Origin of the sequence: Mesorhizobium sp. M0051 (assembly GCF_040323235.1) — a bacterium.
GTDB lineage: Bacteria > Pseudomonadota > Alphaproteobacteria > Rhizobiales > Rhizobiaceae > Mesorhizobium.
Map to the genome: position 1 here is coordinate 120,457 of NZ_JAMYUT010000005.1, position 23,490 is coordinate 143,946.

Here is a 23,490-nt window from a genome sequence, read left to right on the forward strand (position 1 = left end):
TCCCGCTTTTCGTTGCGTGGACCTTCGGGTCGGGATCCCGCATTAGCGCGGAAACTCGAGCCCCATCTCGCGGTAGCGTTCGGGGTCGTCGCCCCAGTTCTCGCGCACCTTGACGAACAGGAACAGGTGCACCTTCTGTTCGAGGATGCCGGCTATCTCCATACGCGCCGCTTGGCCAATCGCGCGGATGGTCTCGCCCTTGTGGCCGAGCACGATCTTCTTCTGGCTGTCGCGCTCGACATAGATCGTCTGGTCGATACGCACCGAGCCGTCCGGCTTCTCTTCCCATTTCTCGGTTTCGATATGCGAGGAATAGGGCAGTTCCTGATGCAGCCTGAGATAAAGCTTTTCGCGGGTGATCTCGGCGGCGAGCTGGCGCATCGGCAGATCCGAGATCTGGTCTTCCGGATAGTACCATGGGCCGGCCGGCAGAGCCTCAGCCAGATAATCGAGCACGTCCTTGCAACCGGAGCCGGTGAGCGCCGAAACCATGAAGGTGCGCTTGAACGGCACCCTTTCGTTGGCCGCCGCCGACAAGGCCAGCAGCGCCTCGTGCTTGACGCGGTCGACCTTGTTGAGGATCAGCACCATAGGCTGGCGCACATCTTTCAACCGTTCGAGGATGGCGTCCGCGTCGCCCCGGATACCGCGCTCGGCGTCGATCAAAAGCAGCACGATATCGGCGTCCTTCGCGCCACCCCAGGCGGTAGTCACCATCGCCGTGTCGAGCCGCCGCCTCGGCTTGAAAATGCCGGGCGTGTCGACGAATACAATCTGCGCATTGTCATGAGTGGCAATGCCGCGCACGATGGCACGGGTCGTCTGCACCTTGTGCGTGACGATCGACACCTTGGCGCCGACCAGCTGGTTGACCAGCGTCGACTTGCCCGCATTGGGCGCGCCGATCAGAGCGACGAAGCCGGAATGCGTGGGGGTAGCTTCCGTTGCCGGCTCTTCGGTAGCGGTCATGCCGCGCTCCCTTCTCTAGAGCGCCCCGCGCCCTCCGTTTTTTGAGCCGATGCGGTGTCCCAGACGCCTTCGCGCAAAAGAAACGCCGAAGCCGCTGCTTCTTCGGCGGCCCTGCGTGAGCCGCCGGTGCCGCTTATCGGTGCAAAGCCGCGGACCTGCAAGGACACCGTGAAGACAGGTTGATGGTCCGGGCCTTCGCGCCTTTCGATCACATATTCGGGGCGGGCATCGCTGGTCTTGGCAATCCATTCCTGCAAATCGGATTTCGGATTGAGCGGCTTTGTCACCACCGACCGCGAGCGCGGTTCCCAGTAACGCAGGACAAACCGCCGCGCGGCCTCGATGCCGCCGTCGACGTAAACCGCCGCGATCAGAGCTTCGACCGCATCCGCCAGATAGTTTCCGCCGGAGCCACGCGACCGCATCTTCAAGGCAGCGTCGGCCCGGACCAGATCCTCGAGCTGCATTTCGATGCCGATCTCGGAGCATGTCTTCGCATCGACCAGCGCGTTGAAGCGCGGCGCGATTTCACCCTCCGGGGCGTCAGGGAACTTTTCGAAAAGCATATCGGCGACGACAAGCCCAAGCACGCGATCGCCAAGGAATTCCAGACGCTGATTGTTGCTTGCCGCCTTGACCGCACTGGAATGCGTCAAGGCGGTTTCAAGCAACCGGATATCTTTGAAGACGTGGCCGGTCTTGGCCTTCACCAAACCGGCCAGTGTTTCGCCTGTCGGGCGCTTCAAAGCCATCAATTGACGAAGTGGAACAGGCGCGAAGCACGCATCAGCGACGGCCATTCCCAGATTTCGAGCGGGCTCGCCTTGCCGGCGATAGAGAAGAAAACAAGATTGGCGCGACCAACCAGATTTTCTGCGGGAACGTAGCCGACAGTGAAACGGCTGTCGGCGGAATTGTCCCTGTTATCACCCATCATGAAATAATGGCCGGGCGGCACGTCGAATTCGCGCGTATTGTCGCCGATCGAATTCGAATTCAAGTCGAGCGTGTCATAGCTGACGCCATTGGGCAAGGTCTCGCGATAGACGTCGATAGGGCGCGATTCCTCGGTAATGTCGGGATTGTCGATCTGGCCGGTTTTCACGCGCGGCACGCCTTCGCCGTTGATGAAAAGCTGGCCGTCCTTGACCTGGATCTTGTCGCCGGGCAGGCCGATAACGCGCTTGATGTAGTCGACGGACGGGTCCGGCGGGAACTTGAACACCACCACATCGCCGCGCTTGGGCTCGGAGCCCCAGATGCGACCCGAAAAGATGTCGGGACCGAAAGGAAGCGAATAGCGCGAATAGCCGTAGGACCATTTGGTGACGAACAGATAATCACCTTCCAGAAGCGTCGGCCGCATCGATCCCGATGGGATCGAAAAGGGTTGGAACAAGAGCGTGCGGATGACCAGGGCGAGCAAAAGCGCCTGCACGATGACGCTGACGGTCTCGCCAAGGCCGCCGGATTTCTTCACAGTTTTTTCAGCCACGCTCATGTCGTCCTCGATTGTGCGTTGGATGGTATAGAGTCTCGGCGCGCGCTGGGCAACGTCAATGCCGGTCGTCAGATGCAATCAATGTGGCGCTTCTTCGACGGGCAACGCCTCGATGATCACAAAGGCTTGGGCGAGCGGGAAATCGTCCGTGATTGTGAGATGGATTGCCGCCCGATGACCGTTTGGCAGGATTTTGGCCAGCCGCGCCTGTGCGCCTCCCGTCAGCGCCATGGTCGGCGCGCCGCTGGGCATGTTGACGACACCCATGTCGCGCCAGAACACGCCCTGCGCCAGACCGGTGCCCAGCGCCTTGGCGCAGGCCTCCTTGGCGGCGAAGCGCTTGGCGTAGGACGCCGCACGCGCCCGGCGGTTCTCGGAGCGGGCCTCTTCGACCTCGGTGTAGATTCTCTGGATGAAACGCCGACCGTGACGTTCCAGCGACTTCTCGATGCGTCTGATATCGATCAGGTCGCTGCCGATGCCGATGATCATCGTGCGGCGGAACCGATGCTGGCGCCAGGATGAGACGATTGCTGATGTCGGCGTGCACGCTCGGCCAGGCGCTTGCGCCGCTGCTCGCGGAAAGCGTTCATGCCCCAGCGCGTGACGCCATAGAACAGCAGTCCGAACACCAACCCGAGCGGAACCGCGCCGATCAGCATCGGCTCAAGGATAGGTTTCCACAATTGCGCAAAGGACAGGCTATGCAGCATCTCGCCCAGATGTGCCGGCGGCCCGTGCTGCGGCAGGCGATCATGCAGGATGAGCTTGCCTGTTTCCCAGGAGGCGCCCCACAGCAGAGGAAATGTCAGCGGATTGCCGAAGAACACCGCGCCGAGTGCCGCCGCGACCAGATTGCCGGCAATCACCCAGCAAAGGACGGCGGCGATGATGAAATGGAAGCCGACGGGAAAGAACGAAGCGAAGACGCCGGCAGCGACGCCGGCCGCCACCGCGTGCGGTGTGGCCTTCAGCCGCAGGATGCGTTTGGAAAAATATTGAAGCGAGCGCGAAAACGAGCGGCGCGGCCAAAGGTAGGTGCGCACCCGTTCGAATAGGCCATCAGGCTTGCGGCGTCGAAAAAGCACTCTGTTCCCGTTCCACAGCTTCCGCGCCGGCACTTTCAGCCGGACGTGACAGCCACATCTTGCGCTTGACGATCACCCTATGGCAATCGCAACTTTGATATAGCCACGCGCCGGCGGGAGAACAACCAAACACCTTTCGTGCGCGCTTGTTGCCGCCTTCGCGGTGGCAGTCCTTGCTTCGAACATTGGACAATAGCGGCGAATTTAAGGAACGGACAGTCGGATCGCCGAAAGGCGTAGCCTGGCCTGCGGCTACGGGAGGTATTCGCTGACCTCGATCAGATTGCCGTCCGGGTCGCGAAAATAGACCGATATCATCGGTCCTCGGGCCCCGACACGTTCGACCGGACCTAGTTCCACCACCACATCATTGGCAGCAAGATGGGTGCTGACTTCGCCCAACGGCCGGTCTGTGATCAAGCAGAAGTCGCCCGAGCCCGGCGTCGGCGCCTTGGCTTTCGGCTCGAAGGTGCGGCTAACCTCATGCACATTGATCTTCTGGGTGCCGAAAGCCAGTGCTGTCGGCCGGCCCGGCGTATCGATGCGTTCAAAGCCCAGCACGCGCTGATAAAAGTCACAGGTCACTTCCAGCGAAGCGACCGTCAACACGAAATGATCGATGCCGGCAATCATATCCAATTTGTTTTCATGCATCTCGTTACCCCAAAACCGCTCCACACTTTTGGGCGACATGGATGGTCAGATGTTGCGGCTGCCGGGCTTGATCGCCGGGATGGCGGCCAGCTCCGGCGGCAGCCGGTCGGCCGGATAGGCCGGAACCTCATATTCGGCGAGTGCGATCAGCGGCACGCCGACATCCGTCTTGCCGGCCGAACGGTCGATGATGCAGGCCGCGGCAACCACTTCGGCGCCAAGCTCGCGCAGGCACGCGACGGTCTCGCGGATCGACAGGCCGGTGGTGACGATGTCTTCGACGATGACGACGCGCGCGCCCTTGGTAATCTCGAAGCGGCGCAGGCGGAACTCGCCCCCTTCCCGCTCGACCCAGATCGCCGGCACGCCGAGATGGCGCGAAGTCTCGTAAGCCGGGATCAGCCCGCCGATTGCCGGGCCGACGACGTAGTCGATCTTGCCGGGCACGCCCGCGCGGATCTTCTCGGCCAACGCCGTGCACAGCCGTTCGGTCTTGTCGGCATGCATGAACACGCGCGCCTTCTGCAGGAAGACCGGACTGCGCAGGCCCGAGGTCAAAATGAAATGCCCTTCCAGAACAGCACCGGCCTCGCGGAAAATGTCCAGCACTTCATCAGTGTTCATTGTTTGCTCCATGCGGTGAATGGTGAATGGTAGCGAGCACCTTCTTTCACTATTCACTATTCACTATTCACTATTCACTATTCACCCATTCACACGCCGTGCGTCGCTGACGCTCGTATTGTCCTTGAGCTGCGACAGCAGCCGGTTCAGATGCTTCAGATCCCAGACCTCGAGATCGATCAGCATTTCGGTGAAGTCGGGCGCGGTGCGCACCATCGACAGCGTGTGGATGTTGGCGTCGTTCGACGCCACCACCTGGGCGATATCGGCGAGCGAACCCGGTGCATTGATGGCGGTGACCGAGACGCGCGCCGGAAAGCGTTCCTTGGTGCGCTCGTCAATGTCCCAGCGCACGTCGATCCAGCGTTCTGGCTGATCGTCGAAAGCCTGCAGCGCCGGCGACTGGATCGGATAGATGGTGATGCCGGTGCCCGGCTGGACGATACCGACGATGCGGTCGCCAGGGACCGCACCTTCGGGCGCGAAACGCACTGGCAGGTCGCCGCGCACGCCGCGGATCGGCACGGCGCCATCACGTGGCTGGTCCTTGTCCTTGCGCGCGGCGCGGCCCGGAATCTGGAACAGCATGCCGGCGGCATTGCGGATCTTCGACCAGCCCTCCTCGCGGGGCTTGGGTGCAGCCGTGGTGATGCGCTCGTCCTTGTAGTCGGGGAATACTGCCTTCATGACGTCGGCGGAGGCAAGCTCGCCACGCCCAACTGAGGCCAGCACATCCTCGACGTCCTTGCGCGCCAACCGGTGCAGCACCTGCTTCAGGCTCTCCTTGGTGAAAGTCTTGCCGGCGCGCTCGAAGGCGCGTTCCAGGATGCGGATGCCGAGACCTGAATATTGCTTGCGGATGGCGTTCTTGGTGGCACGGCGGATGGCCGAGCGCGCTTTGCCGGTGACGACGACCGATTCCCACGCCGCCGGCGGCACCTGTGCCTTGGAGCGGATGATCTCGACCTCGTCGCCGTTCTTCAGTTCTGTCATCAGCGGCATGATGCGCCCGTTGACCTTGGCGCCGACGCACGTGTCACCCACATCGGTATGCACCGCATAGGCAAAGTCGATCGGTGTCGCGCCGCGCGGCAGCGCAATCAGCATGCCTTTCGGGGTGAAGCAAAATACCTGGTCCTGGAACAGCTCCAGCTTGGTGTTTTCGAGGAAATCCTCGGGATTGTCACCCTCGGCAAGCTGCTCGATGGTGCGCCGCAGCCAGGCGTATGCGTTGGTCTCTTTCGAGATCGCATGGGCGGCACCGTTCGTCTTGCCGCCGGTATCCTTGTAGATCGAATGGGCCGCAACGCCGTATTCGGCAATCTTGTTCATCTCTCGGGTGCGGATCTGCAGCTCGACGCGCTGACGCGAAGGCCCGACGATCGTGGTGTGGATCGATCGGTAATCATTCTGCTTCGGCGTCGAAATGTAATCCTTGAAGCGGCCCGGCACCATCGACCATGTCGTGTGAATGGCGCCAAGCGCCCGGTAACAGTCCTCGATGGTGTCGACGACGACGCGGAAGCCAAAAATGTCCGACAGCTGCTCGAAGGACAGCGCCTTGGCCTCCATCTTGCGGAACACGGACCACGGCTTCTTCTGACGGCTTTTCACGCTGGCATTGATCGCATGCTTCTCGAACAGCCCTGACAGCGCCTTTTCGATCTCGGACAGCACACCCTTATTGCGCTCGAAGATTTCGGCGAGCCGGGCAGTGACGGCGCGATGGGCCTCCGGATTGATGAAGCGGAAGGCGATCTCCTCGAGCTCTTCGCGCATGCCTTGCATGCCCATGCGGCCGGCCAGCGGCGCATAGATGTCCATCGTCTCCTCGGCGATGCGCAGGCGCTTGGCCTCCGGCATATGGTCGAGGGTTCGCATGTTGTGCAGGCGGTCGGCGAGCTTGACCAGAAGCACGCGGACATCTTCCGAAATCGCCAGCAGAAGCTTGCGCAGGTTTTCCGCCTGCTCGGCCTTCTTCGACACGAGGTCGAGCTTCTTCAGCTTGGTCAGTCCCTCGACCAGCTTGCCCATTTCGGGCCCGAACAGCTCATCGATCTCGGCCCGTGTCGCCGTGGTGTCCTCAATCGTGTCGTGCAGCAGGGCGACCGCGATCGTCGCCTCGTCCATATGCATTTCGGTGAGGATGGCAGCGACTTCGAGCGGATGCGAGAAATAGGGATCGCCGGAAGCGCGTTTCTGATGGCCATGCTTCTGCATGGCGTAGACATAAGCCTTGTTGAGCAACGCCTCGTTGACGTCAGGCTTGTAGCGCTGGACGCGCTCGACAAGCTCATACTGACGCATCATGGGCGGGATCTCGCAGCGGTGAAATGATTGATGCGCCGCACTAGCGTACGGCGCACCTCATAGATAGCCACGGAACTGACTGGACGGAAGTGCCGGAAACGTATTCCAGGCAGGTCCAGAGCGCTCGCTTAGTAGTCGTCACTCTTTTCCGGCGGTACCAGGCCCTCGATGCCGGCCAGGAGATCTTCCTCGGTCATGCGATCGAAGGTGATGTTCTCCTCGGTGTCGTCGGCGTCGGTGGCCGCGACAGCGGCGCCGGTCTGATCGGCAATCGCCTCGCCATCAGCTTCGGGCTCGTCGACCTCGACATGCTTCTGCAGCGAATGGATCAGATCTTCCTTGAGGTCGTCGGGCGACAGGGTCTCGTCGGCGATCTCGCGCAGCGCTACGACCGGGTTCTTGTCGTTGTCACGCGGCACGGTGATCGGTGCGCCCTGGCTGATCTGCCGGGCGCGGTGGCCGGCCAACAGCACCAGCTCGAAGCGGTTGTCGACCTTGTCGATGCAATCTTCAACGGTTACGCGGGCCATGGATGCCCCTTTCATGCGATGGATTTGATGGAAAACAGGCGCGGTCCATAACCCGAACGCCGCCAAAATACAAGCATCATGGCAATGGCGGGGCTGCAGGGCGCTCATTCTCTGGGTCAAACACCCGATTCCGCAAAATCAGCCTGCACGTATGCGTTCGGTGTGCCGATCACAATTGCTTGCTGTGCTGCAACACGCCCTTGGATTGCCGCGAAACTGGCGCTATCTCGGATGGCATAGAGGTCAGCCGGTTTATTATGAGCCTGACCGAACGTCGCTATCGCATTTCGTTAAGACGGCCATTTATTTCGAGAAGGAATAATTTTCCATGTTCGACCCTCGTGAAAAAATCGCCCTATTCATCGACGGCGCCAATCTCTATGCGACGTCGCGCGCGCTAGGCTTCGACATCGACTATCGCAAGCTTCTGGCGAGCTTCCAGAAGCGTGGTTATCTGCTGCGCGCCTATTATTACACGGCGCTGGTCGAGGATCAGGAATACTCCTCGATCCGTCCGCTGATCGACTGGCTCGACTATAACGGCTTCAAGGTGGTTACCAAGCCGGCCAAGGAATTTACCGACTCGACGGGCCGCCGCAAGATCAAGGGCAATATGGACATAGAGCTCACGGTCGATGCGCTGGAACTCGCCGATGTCGTCGACCACTACGTCATCTTTTCCGGCGACGGCGATTTCCGCACACTGGTCGAGGCGCTGCAGCGGCGTGGCCGCAAGGTGTCGATCGTCTCGACCATGGCCTCTCAGCCGCCGATGATCTCCGACGATCTGCGTCGCCAGGCCGACCATTTCATCGACCTGACGACACTGAAGAACGAGGTTGGCCGCGATCCGTCCGAGCGGCCGGTGCGCCGGCCAGAGCCGGCCGAAGTCGACGAGGACGACTATTGAGGCCGGTCGCTTTGACCGCCCGTTCCGCATCCGAACCCGATCGCGATTGCCCGCTCTGCCCACGGCTGCATGATTTCATCGCCGAGTGGCGGCAGCGCGAACCGTCCTGGTTCAATGCGCCGGTGCCGACTTTCCTGCCGCCGGAAGGCGATGCCACGGTTCGGTTGCTTATCGTCGGACTGGCGCCTGGCTTGCGCGGTGCCAACCGTACCGGACGCCCTTTCACCGGCGACTTTGCCGGCGACCTGCTCTACTCGACCCTGATTTTGCACGGCTTTGGACGCGGCGAGTTCAAGGCTCGGCCAGATGACGGACTGGAACTGGTCGGCACGGCGATCACCAATGCGGTGCGCTGCGTCCCGCCGGAGAACAAGCCGGCGGGCGCCGAAATCGCCACATGCCGGACGTTCCTGGTGCCGACAATTGCCCGGTTCCCCAATTTGCGCGCCGTGCTGGCACTGGGATCGATCGCGCACCAGTCGACCGTGCGGGCACTGGGTAGGCGTGTCGCCGCCTATCCGTTCAAGCATGGCGGACAACTGCCGGCCGGGAACATCACGCTGTTTTCGAGCTATCACTGTTCACGCTACAATACCAATACCGGCGTGCTGACCGAGGCGATGTTCGTTGGTGTTTTCAGCCAGATAGCGAAATTCCTGCGGACGTAGCGGATGTTCTGCGGGAACAGAATCTGGCGTCGGCGGACTTGTCAGCGCAGCGGCGCAGACAGCACGTTCAACATCGCAGGCCCACCCTGCAGCACATTCAGGTCGACATCGCCTTCGACGCCGTCGACGCGACCCCTGTTGTGGTATTGCCACAAGATCCAGTCGTCGCGGTCCGGCTCCTGAAGCAATGAGCGAAGCCAGTGCGGGCGCGCAGTGATGCGCCCGGCATAGGTCCGCGCGGCCTCGTCGGTCAGATAGATGATCGCCGGCTTGCCGAACGCCGCCTCGACAGGGGCGAGGAACGCCGCCAGTTCGGCGCTCAGTTGCTCCGGCGTTGGCCGCTGCGGACAGTTGCCGCCGAACTCGATGTCGACGACCGGCGGCAGCAAGGGCCGATCGCGTGGTACCACCGAGATAAAATTCTTCGCCTGGTCGCCACCTGGCCGGCAGAAGGTGAAGAAATGATAGGCGCCGACAGCCAGACCGGCAGCCCGGGCCTCTTCCAGATTCCTCGCGAAGGCATCGTCGATGTGGTCACCACCTTCCGTCGCCTTGATGACGGCAAAGGCGACGTCGTCGGAGGCAACGCGCCGCCAGTCGATCCGGCCCTGATGATGGGAGACGTCGATGCCCCTGACCGGATATCTATTGCGGTCCGGCGAGAATGACCTGAAATAGAGATAGCCGCCCGCTGCGACCAAACATACCACGGCAAGGCTGGCCAAACCCACGAGGACAATCCGGTTCTTCAAACGAATGGCCCCAACCTACCCGCGCTGTTTTACCTACCCGCGCTCTTTCAAGAGCCGACCCTTCTCGCGCGACCAGTCGCGCTGCTTCTCGGATTCGCGCTTGTCGTGCAACTTCTTGCCGCGACCGACCGCGAGCAGCAGCTTTGCGCGGCCCTGATCGTTGAAATAGATTTTCAGCGGCACCAGGGTCATGCCTTCGCGGTCGACGCTTTGCGCCAGTTTCGCCATCTCGCGCTTGTTGAGCAGCAGCTTGCGGCGCCGGCGCGGCTCGTGGTTGAACCGGTTGGCCTGCAGATATTCCGGCAAATACGAGTTGATCAGCCAGATCTCGCCGCCTTCGACCGAGGCATAGCTGTCCTGGATGTTGGCCTGGCCCTGGCGCAGCGACTTGACCTCGGTGCCGGTCAGCACCAAGCCGGCCTCGATCGTGTCGAGCACCTCGTAGGAAAACCGCGCCTTGCGGTTTTCCGAAACGGTCTTGTTGTTGGGATCGGCTTTTCTGACTTGATTCATGATGTGGAGAGGTGGCGCCTCATCGCTAATTAATCAAGCCGGCGTGCTTCATCGCCGCATCGATCTTCTCTGCGGTCGATTGTTCGATCGTGACCAGCGGAGAGCGCAGCACATTCTCGACCTTGCCCAGTTGAGAGAGCGCATATTTCGCGCCGGAAACGCCAGGCTCGACGAAGATCGCCTTGTGCAGCGGCAGCAAACGGTCCTGTAGTTCCAGTGCCTTCGCGCTGTCGCCGGACAGGGTCGCCTCCTGGAATTCGGCACACAGCCGCGGCGCGACGTTCGAGGTCACCGAGATGCAGCCGACGCCGCCATGCGCATTGAAACCAAGCGCCGAAGCGTCCTCGCCCGAAAGCTGGATGAAATCCTTGCCACATGTCGCGCGCTGCTCGGAGACCCGTTCGACCTTGCCGGTTGCATCCTTGACGCCGACGATGTTCTTGAAGTCGTGCGCGAGCCGGCCCATCGTCTCCGGCATCATGTCGATCACCGAGCGCGGCGGGATGTTGTAGATGATGATCGGCAGCTTGGTCGCCCTGGCGACAGCCGCGAAGTGCTCGTACAGGCCGCGTTGTGTCGGCTTGTTGTAATAGGGCGTGACGACCAGGGCGGCATCGGCGCCGGCCTTCTCGGCATATTGTACCAGGCCGACGGCTTCCTCGGTATTGTTGGAACCGGCGCCGGCGACGACCGGAACGCGTCCCTTGGCAACCTCGATGCACACCTTGACGACCTGGCGATGCTCGTCATGCGACAGCGTCGGCGACTCGCCGGTCGTGCCCACGGGAACCAGTCCCGCCGTGCCCTCGGCGAGTTGCCATTCGACGAACGCGCGAAAGGCTTTCTCGTCGAAACGCCCGCTCTTTTCGAACGGTGTCACGAGCGCAGTAAGCGAGCCTCTCAGCATATCGTCCAACTCCTTGGGACTTCATTGTTTATGCAGGCCATCGTCCCAAAACCGGTATCCAGTTCTTGGGCGACATGCATCGGTGTTTTGTCGTGCGCGCCTTCTAGCCGAAAGCGAAGCGGCGCACCATAGTCTCGACATTGTTGCGCGGCAAGCATTGCGATGGTGCCAGCAGCGCAATTCGAACGGCCTCGCTAACTCTTTGTTTACGAGCTCTTCACGACCTAAGTTTAGGCTTCGAGCCTTCTCGGCCTGCTGGTAGAATGCCAGGACAGGGAAAGACGTAAAGATCATGCTGGCCAGTAGGCCTCACCTCTTCGCGCTGCTTGGCGCCACGCTCTCGCTGATGCCGGGCATGGCGATCGGCGGTAGCGTCGATGTACAGCTCACTTCGGCCATTCCGTTGCCAAGCTCGGCCATTCCGATGCCCGATCTGCGGGACAAAGCGCAAGAAGATACCTCGCCCGGCGTCGCCCTTTTGAAGAGCGGGCTGGATGCGCTAGCGGCTGGCGACAGTACCAGCGCCCGTGCGGTGCGCGATGCCCTTCCCGCCCATTCGCTCGACCAGCACATCCTTGCCTGGGCGATCGCGCTTTATGGCGGCGACAAGGTTCCGAGCGGCGACATTGCCGCCGCGGCGAAGATGCTGCCCAACTGGCCGGGCACCGTCGCGCTGCGCAAGAACAGCGAGCGCGCACTTTATCGCGAGAACCCTGCCCCAGACGTCATCATTGCGGCATTCGACGGCAGCCAGCCGCAGACATTCGAAGGTGTGATGTCGCTTGCTCGCGCTTATGTGGCATCGGGCAATGTCAAGGCGGCGCGTTCGGTGCTGTCACCGTTCTGGCGCACCACGATCCTGGAGGCCAAGGATGAGACGGCGCTGATCAAGGAGTTCGGCAGCCTGATCCCGGCTGCCGATCACCGTTTTCGCATGGAGCGCATGTTCTATGCCGACCGCGCAAATTCCGCACTGCGTATCGCCGATCTCGCCGGCGCGCGCCAGCTTGCGGACGCCTGGGCAGCGGTCGGCAGAAGTGACAAGAGCGCTGCCAAACTGCTGAAGGCGGTGCCGGCGGCACAACGTTCGGCCGGCTATTTGTTCGCGCAAGCTGAATATCGGCGCAAGCAACAGGATTTTGCCGGCGCCGCAGCCATTGTGATGCAGGCACCGACCGATCGCGATGCACTGGTCGATCCGGATGCGTGGTGGGTCGAGCGCCGCGTGTTGTCGCGCGAACTGGTCGACCAGGGCGACATGAAGACGGCCTACCGGATCGTCGCAAGCCACGCCGCCGAAAGTGCCACCAATGCGGTGGACGCCGAATTCCATGCCGGCTGGTACGCGCTGCGTGGCCTGAACGACCCCAAGCTCGCGGCAACGCATTTCGAGCGCATCGCCGACCTAGCGCAGGGGCCAATGACGCTGTCGCGTGCCTATTACTGGCTCGGCCGTGCGGCGGAAGTCGGTGGCCCGGGCAACGCCAAGGACTATTTTGCACGCGCCGCTGCCTACGGAACGACATTTTACGGCCAGCTTGCCGCCGAACGTGTCGGCCGGCAGGCGCTGAACATCGTCTATCCCTCGCCAAGTGCCGCCGACCGGCAGACTTTTGCCGGCCGCGAGGCGGTCAGCGCCATCAAGCGGCTGCAAGAAGCAGGCTACGACCGCTACGCCGAGACGCTCTATCGCGACCTTGCCGGGCAGTTGACCAGTCCGGGCGAACTGGCGCTGCTGGCTGTCCTTGCGGAAAAGCAAGGCAACCATTTCATGGCGCTGAAAATCGGCAAGATCGCCGGCGCGCGTGGCATCGATGTCGGCGCGCTGTCGCATCCGCTCGGCGTCATTCCCGATTCGGCCGACATTTCCGGCTCGGGCAAGGCGCTGGCCTATGCGATTGCGCGCCAGGAAAGCGAGTTCAATATCGGCGCCGTGTCGAGCGCAGGCGCGCGCGGGCTGCTGCAGCTGATGCCGGGAACCGCCAAGCAATTGGCGAAGAAGGCCGGATTGCAGTTTTCGCAGATGCGGCTGACCACCGACGCCGGTTACAATGCGACGCTGGGCGCCGCGTTCCTCGGCGAGCAGCTCGAACGCTTCAACGGCTCCTACGTACTGACTTTCGCCGGCTACAATGCCGGCCCAAACCGGGCCAGCCAGTGGGTGGCCCGTTACGGCGACCCGCGCGGCAAGGACATCGATGCCGTCGTCGACTGGATCGAGCGGATTCCCTACACGGAAACAAGAAGTTACGTGCAGCGCGTGATGGAGAATTACGAGGTCTACAAGATGCGTATTTCGGGCAAGTACGACATTGTGGGGGATCTGGTGAACGGGCGGAGTTGAGGCATGATAGGTGTGCCAGCCTTCTTGTTGCGGTATTTGCCCAGCGCTCTACATCTTTGAGTCGAGTCCCTTCACACCCCCTCTGCCTGCCGGGCATCCCTCCCGCAAGTGGCAGGGCTATCGCGTATGAATTCTTGCGAAGAAGAACCCCACCCTAACCCTCCCCACAAGGGGGAGGGAACGCTGCCGCGTGCGTTTAATTCTTCTTGGCGCCGAAAAGACAGGCGATTCTCCTGGGTCAGCGCCAACGGAAGTCTCCCTCCCCCTTGTGGGGAGGGGTTAGGGGTGGGGCTCCGTGCCGGGCAGACATCTCAGGAATTCCATCTCCCTCCTTGCGGGGGAGATGGCCGGCAGGCCAGAGGGGGGTGCTGTCCCGCCAAATTTCAAAATTTCGGGCGCTACTTCCTTCAATTTGACCGTCCGTGCCGCCGCCTGTAGCAGTCGCAGACGATCTACACGACGGAGGAATCCGCATGCCAAACCACGAAGGCTTTTCCGATTTTTTCTATGCCTCAACGGATGGGCTCCAGCTCCATGCCCGGGTCTACGGCGAGACCAAGTCCGGCTCCTGGGCGGTCGTCTGCCTGGCCGGCCTGACCCGCAATGCCCGGGATTTTCATGAGCTGGCGCTCTACCTGTCGACGCGCGCGGCAAATCCGCGAAAGGTCGTTGCCTTCGACTATCGCGGGCGCGGGAAATCCGCCTACGATCCCGACGTCAAAAACTACAATGTCGGCGTCGAGGCTGGCGACGTCCTTGCCGGGTTGGCGGCGCTCGGCGTCAACGAGGGGGCCTTCATCGGCACGTCGCGCGGCGGGTTGATCATCCATGTGCTTGGGATGATGCGGCCGGCTATGCTGAGAGCCATTGTTTTCAACGACATCGGACCGGTGATCGAGGCGGTTGGACTCGCCCACATCCAGTCTTATCTCGAGCGCCACCCGACACCGAAAACCGGCGCACAGGCGACTGCCGCCCAGCGCAGCGTGCATGGCAAGGACTTCCCTGCCCTTGCCGGGGCGGATTGGGATCGAATGGTATGGGCCCTCTACCGCGAAACGGATGGTGGCCTGGTGCCGGATTTCGACCCGAACCTGGTCGACACGGTTGCCAGTCTCGACCTGACGCAGCCGCTGCCTGATCTATGGCCGCAATTCGAGGCGTTGGCCGCGATTCCTCTGCTCACCATACGCGGCGCCAATTCGAAGTTGCTGTCCACAGACACGCTGAAACGGATGAGAGAGCGCCATTCCAAGATGGAAGCGATAACCGTCGCGGGTCAGGGCCATGCACCATTCCTCGAGACCAGCAGCCTGCCCGACGACATTGCAGCTTTTCTCGACCGGGCCGAACAGCAGAATAGCCCTGAATAACGCCCAAGAAGAAACAGCGTCCTGGCAAAGCTACTATAGTATAGGCTGGATCTTCCAGTCGCTATTTGGCTTTTGCACTTTTCCTGGGCGCTTTCGGCAACTCCTTTGCTGCAGCGGCTTCGCCCCTTGGTTTCCGCGCTGCGGTCGGCGACGAAGGCACCGTCACAGGCGATGAAAACACGGAGCCTTGCGCGCAGTTGCCGGCCGGCTGGGCCGATCGAGGCGTTTCCAGCACGATGACACAGCCGTCGAGATCGTTGGTGGCCAGATGCGCGTAGCGCATGGTCATCGACAGCGTCTGGTGGCCTAGCCACATTTGCACGCGCCTGATGTCGATGCCGCCCTGGACAAGACGCGAGGCGCAGGTGTGGCGCAATATGTGCGGCACCACCTGGTCGTCGGCGCCGAGGCCGACTTCGGCCTTTGCATCGTTCCAGATGGCACGGAACTGTGCCTGGCTGAGCTTGGTGAACGGTCCCTTGGGCCGGCGGCCTTCGGCGGGCGGCAGCTTGATGACCTCCTTGACCCGCTCGGTCATCGGAATGGTGCGGCTGCGGCCGGATTTGGTGATCCAGAAACTGACGCGATGCTCCTGGATGTCGTTCCAGATCAACCCGAGTGCTTCGCCGAGACGGCATCCGCTATCGACCAGGAAGACGGAAAGCCTGTAGGCATCCTCGCTGCGGCTCTTGATGGCGGCGAACAGCCTGGCTTCTTCGTCCCTCTCGAGGAAACGAATCCGTCCCGCCCGCTCCTTCTGGCGGCGGAACTCGGGCAGGCTGTGGATATCTCCCATTTTATGAGCCTTGCGCAGCAGTTTGCTGAGAGCAGCCATCTTTCGATTGATGGTCGCGTTGCTGTTGCCGCGCTGACGCAAGGTGCCGATAAGGTTGTCCAGGGTACTCTGGTCAAAGGCGCTGAAACGCTCCCCAAGGAGAATTTCATCTATTTCGCCGATGAACGAGCTGACATTGTACTTATGCCGCCCGTCATCCCACAATATATCCCGATATGCTGAAAAAAGATCTCCAACCCTGTGCGACTTTACTTCTCTTATCTTGTTGTACGTGTATTTAAACTTCGAATTTTGAGAAGAGAATACCGCAAAATGATCAGAGGGAACACCCTCTTGAATAGCTTCGTTTGTCATTGTGAGCCACGCCCCCCAGTGGATTAGGTCCAGACCTAGCCGCTCGGAGACGTCCTTTCAAGAGTTTTAAGTCGGACGGTCGATTTCATCCACCCGAGGGGGATCCCACGAAATCACCTTCAGACCTTTTCAGCTACCGATTCCCCCTTTTCCTTCTTCTTGACCAAGTCCAGTCACGAAACAAAAACAGCCCAGGCGTTGAAGCGCCCGGGCTGGATTTCACCTGTAAGGAACCAGCCCTTAGAACGAGCGCTGGAAGCGGAGGATGCCGCCAATGGCGCTATCCTCACCGGCCGGAATGCCAGTCCAGTTGGAGTCGCCTTCATTGACGTAGTCGACTTCGGCCGTGACCGTGAGACCAGGAACGACGTCGTAGGCGATGTTCGCCGCCACGCCGAGGTTCTGGTCCTCGTCATACGAAATCTGGGTGTTGAACGAGGTCTTCTCGTTGAACTTGTAGGTGCCACCGCCCCAGATCGCCCAGTTGCCGCCCCACTGCTTGAAGAAGCCGCGACCGCCAGCCGGAATGGCCCAGGTCGGATCCGAGAGATTGTCATCGGAACCGTAACCGCCCATGACCCACAGCTGTATGGCGTCATTGACGTTCACGTCCAAGCGGACTTTGCCGGCAACTTCTTCGTAGTTGCTGTCATAAGCCACGACACCGGTGATGGCACCCCAGCCCTGCGTGTACTTCACGCCGCCGACGACATGCGGAACGTAGCTGTCGATCGTGCCCTTGAGGCCCGAGCCTTCTTCAAGAGAGACCACGGCCGAGAAGCCGTTGCCAGCGTCGAAGTAGTACTGGACGACGTTGGAGTCGAAATCGCCGTAGGGAACGAGCGTATCCTGGATGACGTTGCCGGCGTAGCCGATGAACGTATTGAAGGCCGATTCATCCTTACCGACGCGGAGACCACCGAGCTGGATCCAGGCGAAGTTCAGCGAAACGGCGTTGTTTACGCCACCGTTGAGGTTGCTGGCGACGCCGCCATCACCATTGCCGAAGTTCCAGCGGGTCTCGGTGAAGGTCTTCAAGGTGCCGAGTTCGGTCTCCTGGCCGGTCCAGGTCTTCAGCGTGAAGCGGGCCTGCTTGTGCCAGGTGTCGTTGACGGTGCCGTCTTCATGGTCGAAGGCGCGAGCACCATTGAAGCTGCCTTCCTCGCCGGCGCTGATGTCATAGCGGATAAAGCCGCCGATGCGCAGGCAGGTTTCGGTGCCGGGGATGTAGAAGTAGCCAGCGCCGTAGACGTCGCAAATCTTGACGTATTCAGCGGGTTCCGGCTCGGCGACGACGACGGCGTCGGCGGCGCGCGCACCGGAAACTGCGATCAGGGCCGCAGCGGAGCCGAGGAGAAGGCTCTTAATGTTCATTTTCTGACCTCCAGTCAGAATCGAACAAGAACTGCCCTTCGGCCGCGTGTTTTTCCGCGGCAAAGGGCTGTTATTGCTGGGCTTTCTCTGGGAATGGTTGGATTTTTCGCCGCCTCGAAGAGCGCAATGCAGACATCACCACAGATGTTTGTTGGCGAAAGCGTGGCCGGAGCCGGATTTGAGATAACGCTCGAATGAAGTCGCCCTGGCTCGATTCGAGAAGCCGATATACGTGACGATCCGCCGTGGCAGGAACTTGGACGTATGGCTGGATTTTCCGGCGTTATGCTCGGCAATCCGCCGCTTCAGGTCGGAAGTCACGCCGATATAGCGTTCACCTCCCACTGCCTTGCTCTCCAGCAGGTATACATACCACGCGAACCACCCTCCTTGGCTCGGCAGGCAGACTGCCAAACCTGTCTTGCAAGGATTCCAGGGTACAGGAAGACCTCCCGCTTCGCGGAAGGAAGACGTGTCCCAAGCAGCAGGAAGCATTGTTTTTGCTAGGATTTAAGGCCCTCCTTCGCCGAGGCTTCGTAGGGCATCCTGCTATACGGAGGGGAGGCTTGTCCTGCGAAGCGCGCAGCGCGAAGCAGGATGGCGGAGAGGATGGGATTCGAACCCACGAGAAGCTTTTGACCTCTACTCCCTTAGCAGGGGAGCGCCTTCGACCACTCGGCCACCTCTCCGTTGCGCCGCTGGATAAAGAAAAGCGCGGGCACAATCAACAAGCCCCAGCCAATATCTCGGAAAAAGAAGCCATTATCTGAAAAAATAGCAACGCGCCGTGGCGCGGCTTTCCAAGGATGCGGCGGTTCTGCGGCAGTTTCCTGGCTAGCGACTCGGGACATGGCCATGATTCCGTCAGCCGATCGCCGGATTCGGCGGCAAACAAGGGTTGCGACGGCCCCGATGGTTAACGAGAGCTTTCCGAGTGAGGCCAAATCGTGTCATTTGTGCAACAACGCCAGGGGATAGCAGCCGAACAGCCCTTTCGCCGGTACGATCGTGGTTGAACGCCGCCGCCTCATGGGTAATGTCGGTTTCGAGGAAGCGGCGCGGTGCGCATCTTTTTCGGTAGTGGGGATGGGGCAGGGAACGCTGTCCTTCAGCAAAGAATACCCAGACCCGTTTTTTAACTTTTGACTGGAGGTCAGAAAATGAACATTAAGAGCCTTCTCCTCGGCTCCGCTGCGGCCCTGATCGCAGTTTCCGGTGCGCGCGCCGCCGACGCCGTCGTCGTCGCCGAGCCGGAACCCGCTGAATACGTCAAGATTTGCGACGTCTACGGCGCTGGCTACTTCTACATCCCCGGCACCGAGACCTGCCTGCGCATCGGCGGCTATGTCCGTTACGACATCGGCGGTGGCGACGTAGGCTCGTTCGACGGAGCGACAAGCGCCGATCACGAGGATGGTGGTAAAAGCAACGACACCTGGTACAAGAACGCCCGCTTCACGCTGAAGACCTGGACCGGCCAGGAAACCGAACTCGGCACCTTGAAGACCTACACCGAGACCCGCTGGAACTTCGGCAATCACCAATCCGATCTGGGCAGCGGCGCTCTGGGTGAGGGCGTGGATAATGGCGGCTCTGTCAACAGTGCCGGCATGAAGGGCGTTTCGTTGAACTTCGCCTGGATCCAGCTTGGTGGCCTGCGCGTCGGTAAGGACGAATCGGCCTTCGATACGTTCATCGGCTACGCCGGCAACGTCATCCAGGATACGCTGGTCCCCTACGGCGATTTCGACACCAACGTCGTCCAGTACTACTTCGATGCAGGCAACGGCTTCTCGGCCGTGGTCTCTCTCGAAGAAGGCGAAGGCGAGGTTGGCACGATCGACAGCTATGTTCCGCATGTCGTCGGCGGCGTGAAGTACACGCAGGGCTGGGGCGCCATCACCGGTGTCGTGGCTTATGACAGCAACTACGAAGAAGTCGCCGGCAAGGTGCGCTTGGACGTGAATGCCAGCGACGCCATACAGCTGTGGGTCATGGGCGGCTATGGTTCCGATGACAATCTCTCGGATCCGACCTGGGCCGTTCCGGCTGGCGGTCGCGGCTTCTTCAAGCAGTGGGGCGGCAACTGGGCAGTGTGGGGCGGTGGCACCTACAAGTTCAACGAGAAGACCTCGTTCAACGCTCAGATCTCTTATGACGAATGCAAGAACCTCGGCGTCGCAGCGAACATCGCCTATGATGTTGTTCCTGGCTTCACCGTCACGGCCGAAGTCGACTACCTCAATGCAGGCAAGTTCGACGACGCCGACTTCTCCAACTGGACTGGCGCCACCAAGAAGAGCAGCGTCGGCGGTCTCCTCCGCTTCCAGCGCTCGTTCTAATAAATTTCGCTTCGGCGAAATTGAAAACCCGGCGGGCAACCGCCGGGTTTTTTTGATTGAATTGCGGCTCGGTCGGCAACTTGCACCGACCATGCGGGCAGGCTAGCAAGAAGGTCTTTTCCTTTTCAAGTGAGCCTTCGCCATGCGCCAGCGCCCTACCCTCACGCCTCTCGTCGACGCCCTTCCGTCGACCGTGCCCTTTGTCGGCCCCGAAGCGCAGGAGCGCGAGCGTGGCCGCGCCTTTCGGGCTCGCATCGGCGCCAATGAGAGCAGCTTTGGGCCTTCGCCGCGCGTCATCGACCGGATGGCTGGAATTGCCCGCGACATGTGGATGTATTGCGACCCCGACAATCACGACCTGAAGGTAGCGGTTGCCGCGCATCATGGGGTGAAGGCCGAGAATGTCGTTGTCGGCGAGGGCATAGACGGCCTGCTCGCCCTGGTGGCACGCATGTATGTAGCGCCCGGCGATGCCGTGGTCACGTCGCTCGGCGCCTATCCGACCTTCAACTTCCACATTGCCGGTGTCGGCGGGCGCCTGGTCACGGTCCCCTATGACAACGACAGGGAAAGCCTGGGCGGCCTGCTGGCGGCGGTGCGCAAGAACAAGGCGCCGCTGATCTATCTCTCCAACCCGGACAATCCGATGGGCAGCTGGTGGGAGGCGAACGAGCTCATCCGCTTCATCGAGGCGCTGCCGGAAACCACCATGCTGGTGCTCGACGAGGCCTATGGCGAACTCGGACCGGCCTCGGCGCTTCCGCCGATCGATATCTCGCGGCCAAACGTCATCCGAATGCGCACCTTCTCGAAGGCGTATGGGCTCGCCGGCATACGCTGCGGCTATGCGATCGCCGAGGCCCAGGTGATCCGCGACTTCGAGAAGATCCGCAACCATTACGGCGTCAGCCGCATGGCGCAGGTCGCCGGAGTCGAGGCGCTAGCCGATCAGGACTATCTGAGGAGCGTGGTGGCGCGGGTGGCTGCCGGCCGCCGACGCATAGCCGGCATCGCCGAGCAGAACGGATTGAAGCCACTGGCCTCGGCAACCAATTTCGTCACCATCGACTGCGGCGGCGATGGCGCCTTTGCGCTGAAAGTGCTGCAAGGCCTGCTGTCGCGCGACGTTTTCATCCGCAAACCGATGGTGCCACGGCTCGACCGCTGCATCCGGGTCAGCGTCGGCCTCGATTACGAGTTGGACATCTTTGCCGAGGATCTGCCGGGCGCACTCGCCGCAGCGCGGGGGAACTAGGATTCGCCAGTAGGCAAAGCAGGATCACAAGGCGCGCTTACAAATCCAGTTCCCAGGTCTGGCCCGTCAGATCCTTGCCGAAACTGCGGTGAGGCTGTTGCGAGACCAGCCTGAAGCCGGCGCGCTCGTAAATAGCGCGCGCCGCGACAAGGACGTCGTTGGTCCACAGCACCAGCCTGCTATAGCCGCAGGCGCGGGCCTGGTTCACGCATTCCGCGACCAGGCGTTTGCCGATGCCCAGGCCGCGCGCAGACGCCTCGACATGCAGCAGCCGCAGCTTTGCCACCTCGTCGTCCTGATGAACAAGGAACACCGCACCAACTGGCTCCTCGCCACGCTCGGCGATCCAGCAGAAATCGCGGCCGGGCACGAAATTGCGGATGAAATCGGCGCCAATCTCGGCAAGCATTGCCTCGAATTCGATGTTCCAGCCATATTCCTCGGCATAGAGCCGGGCCTGCCGCTCCACGACCCAGCCGACGTCGCCGACCCGGTGCGGCCGCAGCGTCACCTCGCTGCTCTCACAGGCATCACCTAACAATTCCCCGACCTTGCACAAGGCGCCACCCAGTTCCCGCAATCTGTGGTCAGGCAAATTCTCGATGAGCCGTGCCGTATCGCGATCCGCCGCAGCCTGGAGCTCCGAAAGGGCTGCCTCACCTCTTGCCGTGAGCGACAGAATCCGCCGGCGCTTGTCGGCCGGATCAGTCCGCGTCTCGGTCAGTCCCCCACTGGCGAATTTGCGCAGAATTCGTGTCAGATACGCTGCATCGACCCGCAGTTGCCTCGCAATATCGGAAGCCGTTGGGCCCATCTCCAGATGGAAAGCCTTGGCAAGAAAGCCCCGCTCCCCAGCGGCTTCAGAAGCCGCCGGACGATTAAGGTGGCCGAGTTCGAAAAGTACGCGCGCCTCGGTCAACGTGAATGCGCTTTGTGTCAGCGTCTCGTCGAGAAGACCAACGGTGCGCGTGTAGAAGCGATTGAAGCGCCTGATATCGGCCACCAATGCTTTTCGTTCGTCCAACATTTGCGTCCAACTCCCAAAGGGCAGCCGCATTTTTCAAAAATTAGTGGACTGAGTCAATTAAATTTCGAAGGCAAGGGAGCACAGCTGTCATGAGCTATGCCCAGGTTGCCTTCCCGGCGCAGTGCGCCAGATTCCAAGGAGACAGGCTTGGAGATCGTCATGGCTGGTGCTGGCAGGGAAGTGCGGGCGCGCGTCTACGGCAATGTGCAAGGCGTCGGATTCAGAATCTGGGCCCGGGACGAGGCCATTAGCCTCGGTCTTGCTGGCTGGATTCGCAATGAAGCTGACGGTTCCGTAACGACCCGGATTGCTGGCCTCGACGAGGCGGTCTCGACAATGATCGAACGACTGTGGAAGGGCCCGTCCGGGGCTTTGGTTTCCAGGGTCGACGTCGAGGAGTTGGCACCCGGAAACACATTTGTCGAGTTCAGGATTGTTGCATGATGGCGGATTTGATTCAGCGCCCTTGAATTAATTGAACGTTCGTTTTATTATTGCCTCGTAAACGAGGCCGACAATGGCACGCACGACTGGATCCGATGGTGAAAAGACCGAGGCAGCCATCCGCGAGGCGGCCGTCAATCTGATTGCGCGTTTCGGCTACGAGGCGATGTCGATGCGCCAGCTCGCCGCCGAAGTCGGCGTCCAGGCTGCCGCGCTCTACCGCTATTTTCCAACCAAGGAAGAGCTTCTGTTCACGCTGATGCGCGAACACATGGAAGGTCTCACAGGCGCGTGGGAAGCAGCCCGCCCTATGGGTGTGGATCCCGCGCAACGGCTGTCAGCCTTTGTCGAGAACCACATCGCCTTTCATATCGAGCGTCGGCACGCCACGCATGTGTCGAACATGGAATTGCGCAGCCTGTCGCCCGAACGGCTGACGCAGATCCTGCGCATGCGGACAGCCTACGAAAAGGAGTTGCGCGCCATCCTGCGCGACGGCGCCGAGGTGGGCGCCTTCAGCATCGACGACACCGGGCTGACGGCCATGGCGCTGATCCAGATGATGACCGGCGTCATCGTCTGGTTTCGGCCGGGCGAACGGCTGTCGGTCGCTGAAGTGACGGCGACATATCTGTCGATGACCATGCGGCTCGTCGGCGCGAAGATCGGCGCCTACAGCGTCGCGCGTTCCTTTGGACGCGCGCAGGACGCTGTAGCACTTTAATTTCGCGCATGATCCCTTCCGGAAATCGAAG

General features: G+C 61.2%; 25 protein-coding genes and 1 tRNA gene. 8 read left to right on the top strand and 18 right to left on the bottom strand.

Annotated elements, in window-relative coordinates:
* Window positions 1-42: 42 nt before the first annotated feature.
* The 9 genes from era to rpoZ form a co-directional block, all read right to left on the bottom strand.
* Window positions 43-969 (bottom strand): GTPase Era, encoded by a 927-nt coding sequence (era, locus tag NKJ90_RS07350; RefSeq protein ID WP_023762085.1) that lies wholly within the window; start codon window positions 967-969, stop codon window positions 43-45.
* Entirely contained in the window at window positions 966-1,721 is a 756-nt protein-coding gene (gene rnc, locus NKJ90_RS07355; protein ID WP_023762086.1) for a ribonuclease III, read from the bottom strand. Before rnc ends, era begins: the two co-directional genes overlap by 4 nt.
* A complete protein-coding gene (gene lepB / locus NKJ90_RS07360) occupies window positions 1,721-2,470 on the bottom strand; it encodes a signal peptidase I (RefSeq protein ID WP_031261013.1) in 750 nt (249 codons plus the stop codon). The genes rnc and lepB overlap by 1 nt, the downstream gene beginning before the upstream one ends.
* A 78-nt stretch (window positions 2,471-2,548) precedes the next feature.
* Entirely contained in the window at window positions 2,549-2,962 is a 414-nt protein-coding gene (acpS, locus tag NKJ90_RS07365; RefSeq protein WP_023762088.1) for a holo-ACP synthase, read from the bottom strand.
* Window positions 2,959-3,558 (bottom strand): DUF2062 domain-containing protein, encoded by a 600-nt coding sequence (locus NKJ90_RS07370; RefSeq protein ID WP_031261014.1) that lies wholly within the window; start codon window positions 3,556-3,558, stop codon window positions 2,959-2,961. The genes acpS and NKJ90_RS07370 overlap by 4 nt, the downstream gene beginning before the upstream one ends.
* 252 nt (window positions 3,559-3,810) lie before the next feature.
* Window positions 3,811-4,191, bottom strand: a complete 381-nt coding sequence (locus NKJ90_RS07375; protein WP_031261016.1) for a VOC family protein — start codon at window positions 4,189-4,191, stop codon at window positions 3,811-3,813.
* Between the two features lie 66 nt (window positions 4,192-4,257).
* Window positions 4,258-4,836: an orotate phosphoribosyltransferase gene (gene pyrE, locus NKJ90_RS07380; protein ID WP_023762092.1), complete on the bottom strand. Its 579-nt coding sequence runs from the start codon at window positions 4,834-4,836 to the stop codon at window positions 4,258-4,260.
* 81 nt (window positions 4,837-4,917) lie between these two features.
* Window positions 4,918-7,146: a RelA/SpoT family protein gene (locus NKJ90_RS07385; protein WP_352485855.1), complete on the bottom strand. Its 2,229-nt coding sequence runs from the start codon at window positions 7,144-7,146 to the stop codon at window positions 4,918-4,920.
* A 128-nt stretch (window positions 7,147-7,274) separates the two neighbouring features.
* Window positions 7,275-7,676 carry a DNA-directed RNA polymerase subunit omega gene (rpoZ, locus tag NKJ90_RS07390; RefSeq protein ID WP_023762094.1) on the bottom strand — a complete coding sequence of 134 codons (402 nt, stop codon included), beginning with the start codon at window positions 7,674-7,676 and terminating at the stop codon, window positions 7,275-7,277.
* A 328-nt stretch (window positions 7,677-8,004) separates the two neighbouring features.
* On the opposite strand from rpoZ, the gene NKJ90_RS07395 reads away from it, so the two are divergent.
* Window positions 8,005-8,586, top strand: coding sequence for a LabA-like NYN domain-containing protein (locus NKJ90_RS07395; RefSeq protein ID WP_023762095.1), 582 nt, complete (start codon window positions 8,005-8,007; stop codon window positions 8,584-8,586).
* An 11-nt stretch (window positions 8,587-8,597) separates the two neighbouring features.
* Window positions 8,598-9,254, top strand: a complete 657-nt coding sequence (locus NKJ90_RS07400; RefSeq protein WP_352485856.1) for a uracil-DNA glycosylase — start codon at window positions 8,598-8,600, stop codon at window positions 9,252-9,254.
* A gap of 41 nt (window positions 9,255-9,295) precedes the next feature.
* On the opposite strand, the gene NKJ90_RS07405 is transcribed toward NKJ90_RS07400, so the two are convergent.
* From NKJ90_RS07405 to dapA, 3 genes are read right to left on the bottom strand one after another with little or no spacing between them, the layout of a single operon-like run.
* Complete coding sequence (locus NKJ90_RS07405; protein ID WP_031261018.1) at window positions 9,296-10,006, bottom strand: glycoside hydrolase family 25 protein; 711 nt, start codon at window positions 10,004-10,006, stop codon at window positions 9,296-9,298.
* Between the two features lie 33 nt (window positions 10,007-10,039).
* On the bottom strand, window positions 10,040-10,519 hold the full coding sequence (gene smpB, locus NKJ90_RS07410; protein WP_023762098.1) for an SsrA-binding protein SmpB: 480 nt from the start codon (window positions 10,517-10,519) through the stop codon (window positions 10,040-10,042).
* Window positions 10,520-10,544: 25 nt separating this feature from the next.
* On the bottom strand, window positions 10,545-11,426 hold the full coding sequence (gene dapA / locus NKJ90_RS07415; protein ID WP_031261019.1) for a 4-hydroxy-tetrahydrodipicolinate synthase: 882 nt from the start codon (window positions 11,424-11,426) through the stop codon (window positions 10,545-10,547).
* Window positions 11,427-11,718: 292 nt separating this feature from the next.
* Here dapA and NKJ90_RS07420 point away from each other — a divergent pair, with 292 nt between their 5' ends.
* Together NKJ90_RS07420 and NKJ90_RS07425 are read left to right on the top strand one after the other, a co-directional pair.
* Complete coding sequence (locus tag NKJ90_RS07420; protein WP_023762100.1) at window positions 11,719-13,770, top strand: lytic transglycosylase domain-containing protein; 2,052 nt, start codon at window positions 11,719-11,721, stop codon at window positions 13,768-13,770.
* A gap of 473 nt (window positions 13,771-14,243) precedes the next feature.
* Window positions 14,244-15,143, top strand: a complete 900-nt coding sequence (locus NKJ90_RS07425) for an alpha/beta fold hydrolase (RefSeq protein WP_023762101.1) — start codon at window positions 14,244-14,246, stop codon at window positions 15,141-15,143.
* Window positions 15,144-15,204: 61 nt separating this feature from the next.
* Here NKJ90_RS07425 and NKJ90_RS07430 read toward each other — a convergent pair whose 3' ends face one another.
* From NKJ90_RS07430 to NKJ90_RS07450, 5 genes are all read right to left on the bottom strand, one after another.
* On the bottom strand, window positions 15,205-16,293 hold the full coding sequence (locus tag NKJ90_RS07430) for a tyrosine-type recombinase/integrase (RefSeq protein ID WP_352485857.1): 1,089 nt from the start codon (window positions 16,291-16,293) through the stop codon (window positions 15,205-15,207).
* A gap of 240 nt (window positions 16,294-16,533) precedes the next feature.
* Entirely contained in the window at window positions 16,534-17,667 is a 1,134-nt protein-coding gene (locus NKJ90_RS07435) for a porin (RefSeq protein ID WP_352485858.1), read from the bottom strand.
* Window positions 17,668-17,802: 135 nt separating this feature from the next.
* Window positions 17,803-18,162 (bottom strand): GIY-YIG nuclease family protein, encoded by a 360-nt coding sequence (locus tag NKJ90_RS33475; protein ID WP_084025499.1) that lies wholly within the window; start codon window positions 18,160-18,162, stop codon window positions 17,803-17,805.
* Between the two features lie 103 nt (window positions 18,163-18,265).
* A tRNA-Ser gene (locus tag NKJ90_RS07445) sits at window positions 18,266-18,356 on the bottom strand.
* Window positions 18,318-18,518 carry a hypothetical protein gene (locus tag NKJ90_RS07450; protein WP_156938582.1) on the bottom strand — a complete coding sequence of 67 codons (201 nt, stop codon included), beginning with the start codon at window positions 18,516-18,518 and terminating at the stop codon, window positions 18,318-18,320. The genes NKJ90_RS07445 and NKJ90_RS07450 overlap by 39 nt, the downstream gene beginning before the upstream one ends.
* A gap of 309 nt (window positions 18,519-18,827) precedes the next feature.
* Here NKJ90_RS07450 and NKJ90_RS07455 point away from each other — a divergent pair, with 309 nt between their 5' ends.
* Both NKJ90_RS07455 and NKJ90_RS07460 read left to right on the top strand, forming a co-directional pair.
* Window positions 18,828-20,009, top strand: coding sequence for a porin (locus NKJ90_RS07455; protein WP_352485859.1), 1,182 nt, complete (start codon window positions 18,828-18,830; stop codon window positions 20,007-20,009).
* Window positions 20,010-20,151: 142 nt separating this feature from the next.
* Window positions 20,152-21,264, top strand: coding sequence for a pyridoxal phosphate-dependent aminotransferase (locus NKJ90_RS07460; protein WP_023760426.1), 1,113 nt, complete (start codon window positions 20,152-20,154; stop codon window positions 21,262-21,264).
* Window positions 21,265-21,301: 37 nt separating this feature from the next.
* On the opposite strand, the gene NKJ90_RS07465 is transcribed toward NKJ90_RS07460, so the two are convergent.
* A complete protein-coding gene (locus NKJ90_RS07465; protein ID WP_023760427.1) occupies window positions 21,302-22,291 on the bottom strand; it encodes a bifunctional helix-turn-helix transcriptional regulator/GNAT family N-acetyltransferase in 990 nt (329 codons plus the stop codon).
* Between the two features lie 159 nt (window positions 22,292-22,450).
* Between NKJ90_RS07465 and NKJ90_RS07470 the strand changes: the two genes are divergently transcribed.
* Window positions 22,451-22,735, top strand: a complete 285-nt coding sequence (locus NKJ90_RS07470) for an acylphosphatase (RefSeq protein WP_023760428.1) — start codon at window positions 22,451-22,453, stop codon at window positions 22,733-22,735.
* Between the two features lie 73 nt (window positions 22,736-22,808).
* Window positions 22,809-23,459 carry a TetR/AcrR family transcriptional regulator gene (locus NKJ90_RS07475; protein WP_023760429.1) on the top strand — a complete coding sequence of 217 codons (651 nt, stop codon included), beginning with the start codon at window positions 22,809-22,811 and terminating at the stop codon, window positions 23,457-23,459.
* Window positions 23,460-23,490: the final 31 nt, after the last annotated feature.

What these genes read in the sequence shown, in the direction of transcription:
- era (WP_023762085.1), bottom strand. Translation starts at nt 969, where the DNA reads ATGACCGCTACCGAAGAGCCGGCAACGGAAGCTACCCCCACGCATTCC.
- rnc (WP_023762086.1), bottom strand. Translation starts at nt 1,721, where the DNA reads ATGGCTTTGAAGCGCCCGACAGGCGAAACACTGGCCGGTTTGGTGAAG.
- lepB (WP_031261013.1), bottom strand. Translation starts at nt 2,470, where the DNA reads ATGAGCGTGGCTGAAAAAACTGTGAAGAAATCCGGCGGCCTTGGCGAG.
- acpS (WP_023762088.1), bottom strand. Translation starts at nt 2,962, where the DNA reads ATGATCATCGGCATCGGCAGCGACCTGATCGATATCAGACGCATCGAG.
- NKJ90_RS07375 (WP_031261016.1), bottom strand. Translation starts at nt 4,191, where the DNA reads ATGATTGCCGGCATCGATCATTTCGTGTTGACGGTCGCTTCGCTGGAA.
- pyrE (WP_023762092.1), bottom strand. Translation starts at nt 4,836, where the DNA reads ATGAACACTGATGAAGTGCTGGACATTTTCCGCGAGGCCGGTGCTGTT.
- NKJ90_RS07385 (WP_352485855.1), bottom strand. Translation starts at nt 7,146, where the DNA reads ATGATGCGTCAGTATGAGCTTGTCGAGCGCGTCCAGCGCTACAAGCCT.
- rpoZ (WP_023762094.1), bottom strand. Translation starts at nt 7,676, where the DNA reads ATGGCCCGCGTAACCGTTGAAGATTGCATCGACAAGGTCGACAACCGC.
- NKJ90_RS07395 (WP_023762095.1), top strand. Translation starts at nt 8,005, where the DNA reads ATGTTCGACCCTCGTGAAAAAATCGCCCTATTCATCGACGGCGCCAAT.
- smpB (WP_023762098.1), bottom strand. Translation starts at nt 10,519, where the DNA reads ATGAATCAAGTCAGAAAAGCCGATCCCAACAACAAGACCGTTTCGGAA.
- dapA (WP_031261019.1), bottom strand. Translation starts at nt 11,426, where the DNA reads ATGCTGAGAGGCTCGCTTACTGCGCTCGTGACACCGTTCGAAAAGAGC.
- NKJ90_RS07420 (WP_023762100.1), top strand. Translation starts at nt 11,719, where the DNA reads ATGCTGGCCAGTAGGCCTCACCTCTTCGCGCTGCTTGGCGCCACGCTC.
- NKJ90_RS07425 (WP_023762101.1), top strand. Translation starts at nt 14,244, where the DNA reads ATGCCAAACCACGAAGGCTTTTCCGATTTTTTCTATGCCTCAACGGAT.
- NKJ90_RS07430 (WP_352485857.1), bottom strand. Translation starts at nt 16,293, where the DNA reads ATGACAAACGAAGCTATTCAAGAGGGTGTTCCCTCTGATCATTTTGCG.
- NKJ90_RS07435 (WP_352485858.1), bottom strand. Translation starts at nt 17,667, where the DNA reads ATGAACATTAAGAGCCTTCTCCTCGGCTCCGCTGCGGCCCTGATCGCA.
- NKJ90_RS33475 (WP_084025499.1), bottom strand. Translation starts at nt 18,162, where the DNA reads ATGCTTCCTGCTGCTTGGGACACGTCTTCCTTCCGCGAAGCGGGAGGT.
- NKJ90_RS07450 (WP_156938582.1), bottom strand. Translation starts at nt 18,518, where the DNA reads ATGTCCCGAGTCGCTAGCCAGGAAACTGCCGCAGAACCGCCGCATCCT.
- NKJ90_RS07455 (WP_352485859.1), top strand. Translation starts at nt 18,828, where the DNA reads ATGAACATTAAGAGCCTTCTCCTCGGCTCCGCTGCGGCCCTGATCGCA.
- NKJ90_RS07460 (WP_023760426.1), top strand. Translation starts at nt 20,152, where the DNA reads ATGCGCCAGCGCCCTACCCTCACGCCTCTCGTCGACGCCCTTCCGTCG.
- NKJ90_RS07465 (WP_023760427.1), bottom strand. Translation starts at nt 22,291, where the DNA reads ATGTTGGACGAACGAAAAGCATTGGTGGCCGATATCAGGCGCTTCAAT.
- NKJ90_RS07470 (WP_023760428.1), top strand. Translation starts at nt 22,451, where the DNA reads ATGGCTGGTGCTGGCAGGGAAGTGCGGGCGCGCGTCTACGGCAATGTG.
- NKJ90_RS07475 (WP_023760429.1), top strand. Translation starts at nt 22,809, where the DNA reads ATGGCACGCACGACTGGATCCGATGGTGAAAAGACCGAGGCAGCCATC.